The sequence below is a fragment of the Roseovarius sp. THAF9 genome, from assembly GCF_009363715.1.
In the GTDB taxonomy this organism is placed as follows: Bacteria; Pseudomonadota; Alphaproteobacteria; order Rhodobacterales; family Rhodobacteraceae; genus Roseovarius.
On the sequence record NZ_CP045404.1, the window covers coordinates 3,989,097 to 4,003,246 of the forward strand.

A 14,150-nucleotide genomic window follows, 5' to 3' on the forward strand; every position below is an offset into this window, starting at 1 on the left:
GCCGACGCCATAGGAAAATCGGAGATATCGCGTGACGCCGCCACCTAAGAATGAGAGACCGGCGATGAAGGCCTTCGATCTGTTAGCCTTGGTGGCCAAATATGCTCAGCAGAACAATTTAGCGCTCAACGACCCGGCTTTGGTCGACAAATTCTTTGCTGACGCGGCTCCCAGTCTGAAGACGGCTTTGGCTGATCTTACCCTTATTCATGGCGCACGAACGGAACGCATGTTCGAGGCGATGGTGCTCAGCCTCGGAAAATTCCGACTATTGAAAACAGAGGATATTGGACGAGTCCACGCCGCGACGAGTTTTCGAGCGCCCGATTTTCGGGTTGTGCTCGACGATGGCGAACAATGGCTCATTGAGGTGAAAAACGTCCGATGCGAAGACCCGAAGAGGCAGCGGACGTCGATGTCCGCAACGTACCTCACCTCCTTGCAAGCCTACGCTGATGCAGTGTGCGTGCCATTGCGCCTCGCTATCTACTGGTCTCGCTGGAACCTCTGGACGGTGATTGCGCCTAAACCGTTTCTGCGGTCCGACGGTGGCCTTCGGATTACTATGACGGAGGCGATCATGGCCAACGAGTTCGGCCGTCTCGGCGATGTGTCGATCTGCACCAGGCCACCGCTGCGGCTCGTTCTCGGCGCCGCTACAGATAAGCCCCGCACCCTAAGCGCCGAGGGGCTGGCCGAATTCATCATCGGATCCGCTAAGGTCTATAGCGGCGATGTGGAACTGGCTGATCCTCGGGATCGCCGCCTGGCTGAGATACTCTTCCTGTACGGCGAGTGGCCGGTGGACGGTCCATTCGCCATCATGGGAGATGACGGCTTCGCGGGAGTCGAGTTTGTAGCCAACCCCGAGGAGCCCTCCGATCAAGGTTTTGATGGGATTGGATGGGCGAGCCGGATCTTTACGCGGTATTTCGCGACCAGAACGGTGGACGGAGACCAGGTCATCCAGCTCAACGGCAGGGCGGTGCCCGAGTGGTTCGCACCGCTCGCCGCTTGGGATTTCAAGAGTAGCCGGCTTCCGCTTTGGCTTTTCCAGCAACAGCCTTCAACTGAAGCGTTGATCGGGAGCTGAACGGGAAGGAGGGCAGTTGCCCGAAGCGCCACCTGAATTTGCAGAAGAATAGAAGGAGCGCCGATTGCAAAAAGACAATTCGGTTCTGACGACAGCCCAAAGGCAGAAGCTGAACGCGAAATAGCTTTGCGCAGTCGGTCAATCGCCGCCCTCCGCGATTCCTTCGGCGCGAAGGAGATCACCCACGTTCCTGTGGCCTATCCGGCAACGAGCAATCACGCGATCGAAGGAGACCACGCGCCCGTTGCGGCCCGCTTCGGTGATGCAGACGGCGGCGTGATGGAGGGCGACGCGAACGAGGGCGGCTTTCGCTGCGCCTCCACCAGGCCCGTAGAGTTCCGGTGCATTGAAGTCTGACAGGCGGATTTCGATCCATTCGTCTGGATCGGCAGTCTTGCCCACACAGAGGCTGTCGCCGTCTCCGACATAGCGGACTATGCCGGAAATTTCTGCGCCGGCCTGTGTCGGTAGACGGCCTTCGCAGGGGTCAGCCAGTGCCGGTGTCGATAGGCAGGCAGCAATCGATGCCGCGAAGATGAGATGCCCGGACGTCACGCCGCTCGCCTCTTAGGCCGGCTGGCCTTCTTTTCTGCGAGCAGGGCACGGACAAACTTGTCCCATTTCGCCATGCCTGCGCGCTTCTCGGGCATGTAGTTCCACCGATCATAGTTCTTTGAACTGACGTCTTGGAGGGCGTGATTCTGAAGGCGGTCTCGTATCTCTTTCGGGACGCCCGCCTTGCCGGCGAGCGTCTTGAAGGTCCGACGCAAGTCGCGGTTCGTGACGTAAGGGATGACGCCGCGGTCACGCTGGCGCCAGACAAAGCTATAGAGTGTGCCATGGCTCACAGGCTTGGAGGCGTCCTTTGCGGACGGGAAAAACCATCCATGCTCATTCGGCTTGATGGACTCGATGAGTTCCGCCGCCAGCGAAGGAACGGGCACCGCATGCGGTTGGAGGTTCTTTGTTGTCGACCAATCTATGATCCGTTCTTCTGCGTCCCACTGGTCGACGTGCAACCTGGCAATTTCTTCAACGCGCTGCCCCGTGAGCATGAGGACTTGCATCGCGCGTAGATAGGAAGGTGTCACCGGCGTATCGGGGCATTCGAGCCAGCGATAGAGTTGCACGAACTCCTCTTCGGTCAGCCAGCGTGTCCCCTGAACCTTTGGTTCGGTAGGGATGCCGGAAGCGGGATTGAACGGAATTCGGAAGCGGCGAGGGGAGGTGTTGCGGTAGTCGTTGTCCGACTTCATTCCCCAACTGTAAGCCGCATGAATATAGCATCGGACGTGGTCGGCCATCGAACGGGCGCCGCGTTCGTAAATCGGGCGAATAAGCTCAACGATTTCCTCGGGCTCAATTTCTCGTGCAAGCCGGTTGCGACCGAGTGTGTCGGCGATCTTGTTGAGCCCTTTTTCTGTCTCCTTCCAGGATGGTTTTCCCGCATCCCGAAGATTGGCGACATATCCTTGGAACAAGTCGGCGACCGTTCCGGGGCGGGTATCAGTCGCGATTTTGATGCTGCGGCCCTTCTGAATGACGTTGGCGAAATCGCGGGAAAATATCTTGCGTGCTTCCCGCAGCGACATCGAGGGATAGGCGCCGATCTTCTTCTTTGTTCGTTTTCCGTCACGCCACTGCTGAGCCATCCAGTCGGCGGTGACGCGGGTCGGCATGGGCTTCAGTACGAGTACGAGCCGACCTGTTCCGCGTCCTTCGCCGTCCGCCAGGTTCTCTTGTTTTTGACGCTGCTCGACGCGTTTCAATGCATGTTGGATTGAGCGATCAGTCAGGGCGGGCACAGCAATTTCTCCTACTTCCATACTGGGATCGGTGAGGAGAAACCGGGATCGGTTGCTGGGATCGGGAAGCCGTTTTCTACCCCTATTACCACCCCCAATTTGCCATTACCGCCCCCAGTGCGCAAGAGGAATAATCGCCACAAATCATAGTGTTTATGCGGTATTGTATGTGATCGAGTGTGATCCAAATGGCCGAGTGGGGTGGTTGTGCACGAGGATCAGCGCGCTGGCGTTGAGATGCAGCGCGCGCTTGACGACTTCGCGCGGATAGACCGGCACGTGATCGACGGTGCCGCGCGCCTGTTCCTCGTCGGCGATAAGCGTGTTGCGGCGATCCAGGTAGAAGACGCGGAACTGTTCGATATCCCGGTGCGCCATGGCCGTATGGCAGTATTCCAGCAGCGCATCCCAGCTGGAGACGATGGGGCGCCGGGCGACGCGCGACCGCGCGAGCCGGTGGGCGGCGGCCTCGACCACTTTGAGTTCGCAGATCACGGCCTCGCCGACACCCGGAACGGTGCAAAGCTGGTCGGAAGGGGCGGAGATGACCGCGTTAAAGCTGCCGAACTGTTCAAGCAGGGCATGGGCCAGCGGTTTGACGTCACGCCGGGGGATGGCGCGAAAGAGCACGAGTTCAAGCATCTCGTAATCCGGCAGCGCGTCGGCGCCGCCGGAGATGAAGCGGTCGCGAAGGCGCTTGCGGTGGTCGCGAATGTAGGAGGGTTGTTTGCCGGACGCGTTCGCGGAGACGGGCACCTCGTCGCTGTCGAAGAGCGGCAGGGACATTTCCTTGAAGGCGCGCGAGTCGTCGGACATGGGCCCGAAGGTGACGCGGGAAGGTTAGTGAATGGTTAATGCCGGAAGAGAGGCCCCGGGTCAGGCCCGGGGCGGGGCTTTGCGCTGGCGCAACGCCATCCCGGATCTGATCAGGGATCTCATGCCGTCAGAGTTCCGAAGGTCAGACCCGTGGATGAGGTTTGCGCTTTAGCTTTTCATCGAGTCCCAGAAACCCTTCACCGATTTGAAGAAGCTCTTGGTTTCGGGATTGTTGTCCTCTGACAGCGTGTCGAATTCCTTGAGGATTTCCTTTTGCCGCGAGGTCAGGTTGACGGGTGTTTCCACCGCCAGTTCGATGAACATGTCGCCGTGACCGCCGCCGCGCAGGGCGGGCATACCTTTGCCGCGCAGGCGCATTTGCCGGCCCGATTGCGAGCCCTCGGGGATCTTGACCCGGCTGCGGCCGCCGTCGATCGTGGGGACCTCGATATCGCCGCCGAGCGCGGCCTTGGCGACCGAGACGGGCACGCGGCAGAAAAGGTTGGTGTCCTCACGCTCGAAGATCTTGTGGGGCGCAACTTCGATGAAAATGTAAAGATCGCCTGCGGGGCCGCCGCGCATTCCGGCCTCGCCCTCGCCGGCGAGGCGGATGCGGGTGCCGGTTTCGACGCCTGCGGGGATGTTCACCGAAAGCGAACGGTCCTGTTGCGTGCGGCCTTGGCCGCCGCAGGTGTTGCAGGGGTTCTTGATGATCTGGCCGAGGCCCGAACATGTGGGGCAGGTGCGTTCGACCGTGAAGAAGCCCTGTTGCGCACGGACCTTGCCCATGCCCGAACAGGTCGGACATGTCGTCGGTTCGACGCCGCCTTCGGCCCCGGACCCGTCACAGGAATCGCATTTGACCGAGGTGGGCACGTTGATGGTCTTTTGCAGGCCGCGGTACGCTTCGTCCAGATCGACGCGCAGATTGTAGCGCAGGTCAGCGCCACGCGCCGCGCGCTGACGTCCGCCGGGACCGCCACGGGCACCGCCGCCCATGAAGTCGCCGAACAGGTCGTCGAACACGTCGGAAAACGCGCTGGCGAAATCGCCCTGACCGGGGCCGCCTGCCCCGCCGAACCCGCCACCGGGCCGCGCGCCGGCACCTGTACCGCCTTCGAAGGCCGCGTGGCCGAAACGGTCATAGGCCGCCTTCTTTTCGGCGTCCTTCAGGATGTCATAGGCTTCGCCCGCTTCCTTGAATTGCTTCTCGGCGTCGGGGTTGTCCTTATTGCGGTCGGGGTGAAGCTCTTTGGCCTTGGTGCGGTAGGCTTTCTTGATCTCGTCGGCATTGGCGCCCTTGGACACGCCAAGAACCTCGTAATAATCGCGTTTGGCCATCGGATGTCTCCTTTATATCGGAGAGCAGGGGGCACGGATGCGCCCCCTGCCTGTCCGTTTGACGCTTAAGCGCGTTTATCGTTGTCGAGGTCCTCGAAATCGGCGTCGACGATGTCTTCGTCGTCTTTGCCCATTTCGTCGGCGCCCGCAGGCTCGTCATCGCCGTCTTCCTGGCTGGCCTTGTAGATCGCCTCGCCCAGTTTCATGGCGGCCTCGGTCACGTTCTGGATGCCGGCCTTGATCTTGTCGGCTGTGGCATCCTCTTTCTCGAGGTCGTCCTTGAGGGCCGAGATGGCCAGTTCGATGGCCTCGATGGTGGACGGATCGACCTTGTCCGAATGCTCTTCCATCGACTTTTCGGTCGAGTGGATAAGGCTTTCGGCCTGGTTGCGGGCCTCGACCAAGGCGCGGCGTTCCTTGTCCGCGTCGGCGTTGGCCTCGGCGTCCTTGACCATCTTGTCGATGTCTTCCTCGGACAGACCGCCCGATGCCTGGATCGTGATTTTCTGCTCCTTGTTAGTGCCTTTATCCTTGGCCGAAACAGAGACGATGCCGTTGGCGTCGATGTCGAAGGTCACCTCGATCTGGGGCATACCGCGCGGTGCCGGCGGAATGTCCTCGAGGTTGAACTGACCCAGAATCTTGTTGTCCGCCGCCATCTCACGCTCGCCCTGGAAGACGCGGATCGTCACGGCCGACTGGTTGTCTTCGGCGGTAGAGAAGATCTGCGACTTGTTGGTCGGGATCGTGGTGTTGCGGTCGATCAGGCGTGTGAAGACGCCACCGAGGGTCTCGATGCCGAGCGAGAGCGGGGTCACGTCGAGCAGGACGACATCCTTGACGTCACCTTGCAGAACGCCGGCCTGAATGGCGGCGCCCATCGCGACCACCTCGTCCGGGTTCACGCCCTTGTGCGGCTCCTTGCCGAAGAACTTGGTCACTTCCTCGACGACCTTGGGCATACGGGTCATGCCGCCGACGAGAACGATCTCGTCGATGTCGCCAGCCGAGATGCCCGCATCCTTGAGCGCGGCCTTGCAGGGCTTGAGCGAGTTGGTGACGAGGTCATTCACCAGGCTTTCCAGCTTGGCGCGGGTCAGTTTCATGACCATGTGCAGCGGTGAGCCATCGGAGCCCATCGAGATGAACGGCTGGTTGATCTCGGTTTGCGACGAGCTGGAAAGCTCGATCTTGGCTTTCTCGGCCGCCTCTTTCAGACGTTGCAGCGCCATCTTGTCCTTAGTCAGGTCGACGCCGTGTTCCTTTTTGAACTCGTCGGCAAGGTAGTTGACGATGCGCATGTCGAAGTCTTCACCGCCGAGGAACGTGTCGCCGTTGGTGGACTTCACTTCGAACAGGCCCTCGTCGATTTCGAGGATGGTCACGTCGAAGGTACCGCCGCCAAGGTCATAGACCGCGATGGTGTGCGTGTCTTCCTTGTCGAGGCCATAGGCCAGTGCGGCCGCGGTCGGCTCGTTGATGATGCGCAGCACTTCGAGGCCGGCGATCTTGCCGGCGTCTTTCGTGGCCTGACGCTGGGCGTCGTTGAAGTAGGCGGGCACGGTGATGACAGCTTGCGTCACTTCCTCGCCGAGATAGCTTTCGGCGGTTTCTTTCATCTTGCCGAGGATGAAGGCCGAGATCTGGCTGGGCGAATACTTGTCGCCCTTGGCGCGCACCCAGGCGTCGCCATTGCCACCGTCGATCACTTCGAACGGCATGTTCTTCTTGTCCTTGGCCAGATCGCTGTCGTCCTGGCGGCGACCAATCAGGCGCTTGACGCCGAAGATGGTGTTTTCGGGGTTGGTGACCGCCTGGCGTTTCGCCGGCTGGCCGACAAGGCGCTCGTCGTCGGTGAAGGCGACGATCGAGGGCGTGGTCCGCGCACCTTCGGAGTTTTCGATGACACGCGCTTGGCTACCATCCATGATGGCGACGCAGCTGTTGGTGGTTCCGAGGTCAATACCAATGACTTTGGACATGTTTTTCGATCCCTTCTGTTCTTAAGGCGATTGAGGGGCGACCGGACCCGTCAAAGGCATCTGGCCACCATGTGAGTTGCAGATCCCGAAAGCGGTCTCTGCGCTTCGGACGGTATATAGGCAGGGGACTATGACCCTGCAAGCGGTTGAAAAGCGGTGAATCGCAGGATTCGGGTTTTAATTTGGCGGATTCGATGGAATTCGGGGAAACATGACAGACGAGACGCTTCAGATACGCGGATTCCGCATTTTCAAGGAATATCTGGATGCGGCACGTCAGGTGGCGCTGGTGGAGGCGCTGCGGGACGTGGTGCAGGCGGCGCCACTGTTTTCGCCGATGACGCCCTATGGCAAGCCGATGCGGGTGAAGATGACGTCGGCCGGGCGTTATGGCTGGGTGTCGGACCGGCGGGGATACCGTTACGAGGAGCGGCACCCCGAAGGCATGGCTTGGCCGCCGATCCCCGAGGAGGTGCTGGAGATCTGGCGCGATCTGGTGAGTGAAGAGCGCGTGCCAGATTGCTGCCTGGTAAATTTCTACGATGCCGATGCGCGAATGGGGATGCACCAGGATCGGGACGAGGCCGATTTCAGCTGGCCGGTGCTGTCGGTGTCGCTGGGCGACGAGGGGCTGTTTCGGATCGGGAACGCGACGCGGGGCGGCAAGACGGAGTCGCACTGGCTGCAATCAGGGGACGTGGTGGTGATGGGCGGTGACGCGCGGCTGACCTATCACGGGATCGACCGGATCAAGCCGGGCACCTCGATGCTGCTGGAAAAGCCGGGGCGGATCAACCTGACCTGCCGGGTCGTGGATTGACGCCGGCGATTGGTCAGCGTGCAAGGTTGCAGCAGCCGGTCAGGTAGGTGACGCCCGAATCTTCGGTGACGAAAAGGTCGACGCTCATGCCATAGGCGCGGTCGGACATGCCGTCGGTGCAGGCGTCGCGCTGGAACATGAAGGTAAAGACCTGGGTCTGCGATTGTCCGAAAATCGCGTAGTGGTCGGTGCGGTTCTCGGAGGTGACGGGATCTAGGGTTGCCACGGAAATCGGGTCGTCGTCCATCCGATCGAGCGTGGCGCTGGCGGTGCTGCCGACATCGAGCGACCAGAACGGCTCGGTTCCGGCGCAGGTCAGCGGGCGGGGCAGTTGATCGTCCGGCTGATCCGGGCGCCGGTCGAGGAAGCGCAGGGCGACCCAGCCCGACGCCTCGTCGACATTGACGCGCGCCCATTCGCGGCTTTCGTCGAATGCGACGACTTCGATGAAGCGAGCATCGGCGGTCAGCTTGGCGACGATGGAGTTTCCCACGCCGGGTGCCGCACGGACATTCAGGACGTCGTCAGCGGCGACGCCCGAGACATCGTAGAAGGCAGGTAGCGCCTGAGCATGGGCGAAAGTGGCGCACAGAAGCAGCGCACATGCCGAGAGGAGTGTTCTCATCGGCGGGCATACCAGCTGCTGGAGGCGAATTGACGGGTGTAGAATTCCGCCAGAAGGCCAAGGATAAGAAGAACGCAGCCCACGATGAGCGCGTATTCGACACTGGTGTTGCGCGGAAAGTAGTTGGCGAAGACGTACCCGCGGCACTGGTCGATGGCGTGAAACAGCGGGTTCCAATCGAACATGGCCAGCATGTAGCCGGGCAGCGTGTTGGCGACGAAAAGCTTGCCCGACGCGATCATGTTGGCACGGGTATAGACGATCTGGATCAGGTTTACCGCCGTGGGAAACCACGGTTTCGCCGCCATGATCAGAAGGCCGACCCCGCAGCCGGTGAACCAGGCCAGCAACAGCATTCCGAAGGCGCCGATCGGATCGGCGATTTCGATCCGTTGAAAGGCGGTGTGATAGATGAACAGGATCACCAGCGCCGACAGGACCTGAATGTAAAGGGCACCCAGCGCCGCGGAGGTGATGGAAATGATCGTGTTCATCGGTGCATGCTGCATCATGGGCGACGACGGACCCGCAGCACCCGCGACCGCGCCCAGCGCCTTGATGTGGGTGAGGTAGAGAAACACCCCGGACATCATGTAGAGCAGGAAATCGCCGCGCAGCTTGGCCCCGCGCAGGCCCAGGACCGTGAACATCAGATAAAAGGCAAGAACGAAGATGATCGCGGTGCTGATGTTGACGAACAGCGCCATGAACGCGTTGCCATGCGTGCTGCGCACGTCGCGGACCGTGGTGTGATAGATCAGCTCGCAGATCGTCACGATGGACGATAGAACCGATTTCTTGCGCGTGTTCTGAAACATGTCCTGTCTGGAGCAACCGCCTTGTTGTGAAATTCTCGCACGGAATTCTTGCCGTCCCGTTAGTGACGTACCATAAGGGGCACGCAGCGGTCCCGCAACAAACGCCTTTGTGGGTTGGACAAAAGAATGGGAGCAGGCATTGGATTACGACAAACTTGTCACGGTCATGCGGCGGTTGGCGCTGGAAGCCGGCGACCGGATCATGGAGATCTACGACGCGGACGATTTCGACGTGAAGGTGAAATCGGATGACAGCCCGGTGACCGCGGCGGACGAGGCGGCGGACAAGATTGTCTCGGACGGGCTGCGGGCGGCGTTTCCCGATGTGGCCCTGATCACCGAGGAACAGGCCGCGACCCATGGCGAGCAGGCCGACACCTTCCTGATCGTCGATCCCTTGGACGGGACCAAGGAGTTCATACACCGGCGCGGCGACTTCACCGTCAACATCGCCTATGTCGAGAATGGTGTTCCGACGCGGGGCGTGGTCTACGCGCCGGCCAAAGGACGGATGTTCTTTACTCGCCCCGACGGGGTTTCGGTGGAGGAAACCGGACCCTTCGCACGGCACAGGTCCGGCGCGCTGACCAAGATTGACGTGTCCGATCCGGACAACGGCGCGCTGATGGTGGTGGCCAGCAAGTCGCACCGGGATCAGGCGACGGACGATTACATCAACAAGTATGCCGTCAAGGATATGACAAGCGCGGGGTCGTCGCTGAAATTCTGCCTGATCGCGACGGGCGAGGCGGATATCTATCCGCGCCTCGGTCGGACGATGGAATGGGATACCGCCGCCGGGCACGCGGTACTTTTGGGAGCCGGCGGCCAAGTGGTACGTTTCGATGACCAGACGCCTTTGAAATATGGCAAGGAAGCCTATGCCAACCCGTTTTTCATCGCCTATGCGCCTAAGGTTGAGCTGAAGCCCGCCTAATGAGCGTCTTGGTGGTCATCCCGGCACGCTATGCCTCGAGCCGCTATCCGGGCAAGCCGCTGGCCATGCTGCGTGGCGCGGATGGCACGGAAAAGAGCCTGATCGAGCGCAGCTGGCTGTCGGCCAAAAGCGTTTCGGGTGTCGACCGGGTGGTCGTGGCCACGGATGACACGCGGATCGAAGAGGCGGCGCGCGGTTTTGGTGCCGAGGTGGTGATGACCTCGCCAGACTGCGCCAACGGGACAGAACGCTGTGCCGACGCGCTGCGAAATCTCGGTGGCGATTACCAGATCGTGGTGAACCTGCAGGGCGACGCGCCGCTGACCCCGTACTGGTTTGTCGAGGACCTGATCGCGGGGATGCGCGAGACCCCGGAAACAGATGTGGCCACGCCGGTACTGCGCTGCGACGGGCGGGCGCTGAACGGGTTCCTTGAAGATCGCGCCAATGGCCGGGTTGGCGGCACGACGGCAGTTTTCGGCCAATCGCGCCACGCGCTCTATTTCTCGAAGGAAGTGGTGCCCTATACGTCGCGCGTGTACGGCGACGGGGAAGAGACACCGGTGTTTCACCATGTGGGGGTCTATGCCTACAGGCCGGAAGCATTGTATGCTTACGGAACCTGGTCGGCGGGCCGGTTGGAAACGCTGGAAGGGCTTGAACAACTACGGTTCCTAGAGAACCGGCGTTCGATCTTGTGTGTCGAAGTGGAGGCGAGGGGACGGCAATTCTGGGAACTGAACAACCCGGAAGATATTGAGAGGATAGAAGGCATGATGCGGGATATGCACATGTCGTAGGCACGGTGAAGAAACGCGACCTGATTTCATAGGTTTGCCACATTGAGCCGGTTGTATTCCGGATCGTGACGTGGGTCTTCTTCGTACGAGTTGCCGATAACGGCTGAGGAGCTTTAGATGCGCAAAAAACTTACAAAGGCGATTTTTCCCGTGGCTGGGCTGGGAACGCGATTTCTGCCGGCGACCAAATCGGTTCCCAAGGAAATCATGACGCTGGTCGACCGCCCGCTGGTGCAATACGCCATCGACGAGGCGCGCGAAGCCGGGATCAAGGAATTCATCTTTGTGACCTCGCGCGGCAAGGGCGCGCTGGAGGACTATTTCGACAACGCGCCTCAGCTTGAGCAAGAGTTGCGCAAGAAGGGCAAGGATGAGCTGCTGGAGATCCTGAAATCGACCAACATGGACAGCGGCGAGATCGCCTATACCCGGCAGAACAAGGCGCTGGGTCTGGGCCACGCTGTGTGGTGCGCGCGGCGTCTTATTGGTAATGAGCCTTTCGCGGTAATCCTGCCCGACGACGTGATCGCGGCGGAAAAGTCCTGTCTGGCGCAGATGGCCGATGCGTTCAAGGAAACCGATGGCGAGAACAACATGGTCGCCGCCATGGAAGTGCCCGAGGACAAGGCTTCAGCTTATGGTGTGCTGGACGTGAAGGAGGATATGGGCCGGATTGTTTCGACCAAGGGCATGGTGGAGAAACCCGCCCCCGGCGAGCAGCCATCGAACCTGGCAGTGATCGGGCGCTATATCCTGACGCCGACGGTATTGCAGAAACTGAACAAGAAACAGACCGGCGCCGGCGGCGAGATCCAGCTGACCGATGCCATAGACGCGGCCCGGGGCGAAGGCGAAGAAGTTCTGGGTTTCCGGTTCGAGGGGCAACGGTTCGACTGTGGCTCGAAGTCCGGGTTCCTTCAGGCGACGGTGGCCTTCGCGTTGAACCGGCCCGAGCTGCGCGACGACCTGCTGAGTTATATTACGGATGTGGTGCAGCCCGCCAAGGCCGCGCAATAACGAAGGAATGGGTCGCCCCTTGCCGAATGTTCTTGTGACCGGCGGCGCGGGCTATATCGGTTCGCATGCCTGCAAAGCGCTGGCGGGTGCCGGCTATACCCCTGTTACCTATGACAACCTGAGCACAGGTTGGGCGGACGCCGTAAAGTTCGGTCCGTTCGAGCAGGGCGACCTGCGCGACCGGGCGCGGCTGGGCGCGGTGTTTGCGGCCTACCAGCCCATCGCGGTGCTGCACTTCGGCGCGCTGAGCCAGGTGGGCGAGAGCATGCGTGAGCCGGGCCGCTATTGGGATAACAACGTCACCGGCTCGTTGGTTCTGCTGGAGGCGGCGGTGGCGGCGGGGTGCGGCAAGTTCGTATTTTCCTCGACCTGTGCCACCTATGGCGACCAGGACAACGTTGTGCTGAACGAGGACAGCCCGCAGGCCCCGATCAACGCCTATGGCGGGTCGAAGCGGGCAATCGAAAACATGCTGCGTGATTTCGAGGCGGCGCACGGCTTGCGGCACGTGATCTTTCGGTATTTCAACGTGGCGGGCGCCGACCCCGAGGCCGAGGTGGGCGAGTTCCACCAGCCGGAAACGCACCTTGTGCCGCTGATCCTGGACGCGATCGACGGTAAGCGCGACGCGCTGACGATATTCGGCACGGATTACGACACGCCCGACGGTACGTGCATTCGCGACTACGTGCATGTCTGCGACCTGGTGGATGCGCACGTGCTGGGATTGAAATGGCTGGAGGACGACAAGGGCAGCCGGGTGTTCAACCTTGGCACCGGAAGCGGTTTCTCGGTGCGCGACGTGGTGGAGCATGCGCGCCGCATCACAAACAAGGAGGTGCCCGTTGTCGAAGGTCTGCGCCGGCCGGGGGACTGCACCAAGCTGGTGTCTGGCTCGGAGCGGGCGGTGTCGGAGCTGGGCTGGAAACCGGGCCGCTCGACGCTGGACGAGATGATCCGGGATGCGTGGCAGTGGCATCAAACTGGACATTACGAAAAATAACGCCGACCCTGCGGTCGAAAGAAGGGTCAGGCAGGACGGATGAGCGTGCTTTCGCAAGCATGGGAGGCGTACAGGCTTCGGTGGAAGCGCCGGCGCCTGTTGTTGCGCGCGCTGCGCAAGCGGCGGCAGTTGCGACCGGTGGTGGACCGCACCGACCGGATCGCGCCGGGGGATATCCTGTGCTTTTCCACCGTGAGGAACGAGGCGGTGCGCCTGCCGTTCTTCCTGCAACATCACCGCGCGCTGGGCGTGCGGCATTTTCTGTTTGTCGACAACGACAGCGACGACGGCACGCGCGACTACCTGGAGACGCAGGAGGATGTTTCCCTGTGGCGGACGCAGGCCAGCTACAAGCTGTCGCGCTTCGGGGTCGATTGGCTGACATGGTTGCAGATCAAGCACGGGCACGGGCATTGGTGCCTGACGCTGGATGCCGACGAGATCCTGATCTATCCGTATCATGAGACTCGCCCCCTGCCCGCGCTGGTCGAAAAGCTGGAACAATCGGGTCGAGACTCGTTCGGGGTGCTGATGCTGGACATGTACCCCAAGGGGCCGCTGGCGCAGCACGGCTATGCCCCCGGAGCAAATCCGTTCGAGCGGTTGTGTTGGTTCGACGGCGGCAATTACATGATTCAGAAAAAGCCGGATCTGCATAACCTTTGGATCCAGGGCGGCGTGCGGGCGCGCAGGTTCTTTGCCGACCGGCCGGAGCGGGCGCCGACGATGGGTAAGATGCCCCTGGTGAAATGGAACCGGCGCTATGCCTATGTCAGCAGTGCGCACTCGCTGTTGCCCCGCCGGCTGAACCGGGTTTACGACGAGGACGGTGGCGAGCGTCTGTCGGGCGTGTTGCTGCACACGAAGTTCCTGAACACGGTGGTCGACCGGTCCGCCGAGGAAAAGCAGCGGCAGGAGCATTTTGCCAATAGCGACCTCTACGACAGCTACTATGACGCGCTGGCCGAGAACCCCGATCTTTGGTGTCCGGCCTCGACGCGGCTGATCGGATGGCGGCAATTGGAGGCGATGGGCCTGATGTCAAAGGGCAACTGGATCTGAGGGTCGTAATTGTTTGCGTTCTGGAAACAAT

The 14,150-nt window shown here is 61.1% G+C and carries 14 protein-coding genes; 7 read left to right on the forward strand and 7 right to left on the reverse strand.

Annotated elements, in window-relative coordinates:
• Positions 1-64: 64 nt before the first annotated feature.
• The gene (locus FIU86_RS19535) at positions 65-1,093 is read left to right on the forward strand and encodes a hypothetical protein (RefSeq protein ID WP_152476680.1); all 1,029 of its coding nucleotides are present in this window, start codon (positions 65-67) and stop codon (positions 1,091-1,093) included.
• Positions 1,094-1,231: 138 nt separating this feature from the next.
• Here FIU86_RS19535 and FIU86_RS19540 read toward each other — a convergent pair whose 3' ends face one another.
• The 5 genes from FIU86_RS19540 to dnaK all read right to left on the reverse strand — a co-directional run bounded on the left by FIU86_RS19540 (position 1,232) and on the right by dnaK (position 7,037).
• The gene (locus FIU86_RS19540; RefSeq protein ID WP_152476682.1) at positions 1,232-1,648 is read right to left on the reverse strand and encodes a nuclease; all 417 of its coding nucleotides are present in this window, start codon (positions 1,646-1,648) and stop codon (positions 1,232-1,234) included.
• The gene (locus FIU86_RS19545; RefSeq protein WP_254703900.1) at positions 1,645-2,919 is read right to left on the reverse strand and encodes a site-specific integrase; all 1,275 of its coding nucleotides are present in this window, start codon (positions 2,917-2,919) and stop codon (positions 1,645-1,647) included. Before FIU86_RS19545 ends, FIU86_RS19540 begins: the two co-directional genes overlap by 4 nt.
• 132 nt (positions 2,920-3,051) lie before the next feature.
• Entirely contained in the window at positions 3,052-3,714 is a 663-nt protein-coding gene (locus tag FIU86_RS19550) for a RadC family protein (protein WP_152476684.1), read from the reverse strand.
• 168 nt (positions 3,715-3,882) lie between these two features.
• Positions 3,883-5,055: a molecular chaperone DnaJ gene (dnaJ, locus tag FIU86_RS19555; RefSeq protein WP_152476686.1), complete on the reverse strand. Its 1,173-nt coding sequence runs from the start codon at positions 5,053-5,055 to the stop codon at positions 3,883-3,885.
• A gap of 65 nt (positions 5,056-5,120) precedes the next feature.
• Positions 5,121-7,037 (reverse strand): molecular chaperone DnaK, encoded by a 1,917-nt coding sequence (gene dnaK, locus FIU86_RS19560; protein WP_152476688.1) that lies wholly within the window; start codon positions 7,035-7,037, stop codon positions 5,121-5,123.
• Between the two features lie 211 nt (positions 7,038-7,248).
• On the opposite strand from dnaK, the gene FIU86_RS19565 reads away from it, so the two are divergent.
• The gene (locus tag FIU86_RS19565; RefSeq protein ID WP_152476689.1) at positions 7,249-7,857 is read left to right on the forward strand and encodes an alpha-ketoglutarate-dependent dioxygenase AlkB; all 609 of its coding nucleotides are present in this window, start codon (positions 7,249-7,251) and stop codon (positions 7,855-7,857) included.
• A gap of 13 nt (positions 7,858-7,870) precedes the next feature.
• Here FIU86_RS19565 and FIU86_RS19570 read toward each other — a convergent pair whose 3' ends face one another.
• On the reverse strand, positions 7,871-8,482 hold the full coding sequence (locus FIU86_RS19570; RefSeq protein ID WP_152476691.1) for an SH3 domain-containing protein: 612 nt from the start codon (positions 8,480-8,482) through the stop codon (positions 7,871-7,873).
• Positions 8,479-9,300 carry an ABC transporter permease gene (locus tag FIU86_RS19575; protein WP_152476693.1) on the reverse strand — a complete coding sequence of 274 codons (822 nt, stop codon included), beginning with the start codon at positions 9,298-9,300 and terminating at the stop codon, positions 8,479-8,481. The genes FIU86_RS19570 and FIU86_RS19575 overlap by 4 nt, the downstream gene beginning before the upstream one ends.
• A gap of 139 nt (positions 9,301-9,439) precedes the next feature.
• Here FIU86_RS19575 and cysQ point away from each other — a divergent pair, with 139 nt between their 5' ends.
• From cysQ to FIU86_RS19600, 5 genes are all read left to right on the forward strand, one after another.
• A complete protein-coding gene (cysQ, locus tag FIU86_RS19580; protein WP_152476695.1) occupies positions 9,440-10,237 on the forward strand; it encodes a 3'(2'),5'-bisphosphate nucleotidase CysQ in 798 nt (265 codons plus the stop codon).
• Positions 10,237-11,037 carry a 3-deoxy-manno-octulosonate cytidylyltransferase gene (locus FIU86_RS19585; RefSeq protein ID WP_152476697.1) on the forward strand — a complete coding sequence of 267 codons (801 nt, stop codon included), beginning with the start codon at positions 10,237-10,239 and terminating at the stop codon, positions 11,035-11,037. The genes cysQ and FIU86_RS19585 overlap by 1 nt, the downstream gene beginning before the upstream one ends.
• Before the next feature lie 117 nt (positions 11,038-11,154).
• Positions 11,155-12,054 (forward strand): UTP--glucose-1-phosphate uridylyltransferase, encoded by a 900-nt coding sequence (locus FIU86_RS19590; RefSeq protein WP_152476699.1) that lies wholly within the window; start codon positions 11,155-11,157, stop codon positions 12,052-12,054.
• 19 nt (positions 12,055-12,073) lie between these two features.
• Positions 12,074-13,057, forward strand: a complete 984-nt coding sequence (gene galE, locus FIU86_RS19595; RefSeq protein ID WP_152476701.1) for a UDP-glucose 4-epimerase GalE — start codon at positions 12,074-12,076, stop codon at positions 13,055-13,057.
• A 39-nt stretch (positions 13,058-13,096) separates the two neighbouring features.
• Complete coding sequence (locus tag FIU86_RS19600) at positions 13,097-14,119, forward strand: glycosyltransferase family 2 protein (protein ID WP_152476703.1); 1,023 nt, start codon at positions 13,097-13,099, stop codon at positions 14,117-14,119.
• Positions 14,120-14,150: the final 31 nt, after the last annotated feature.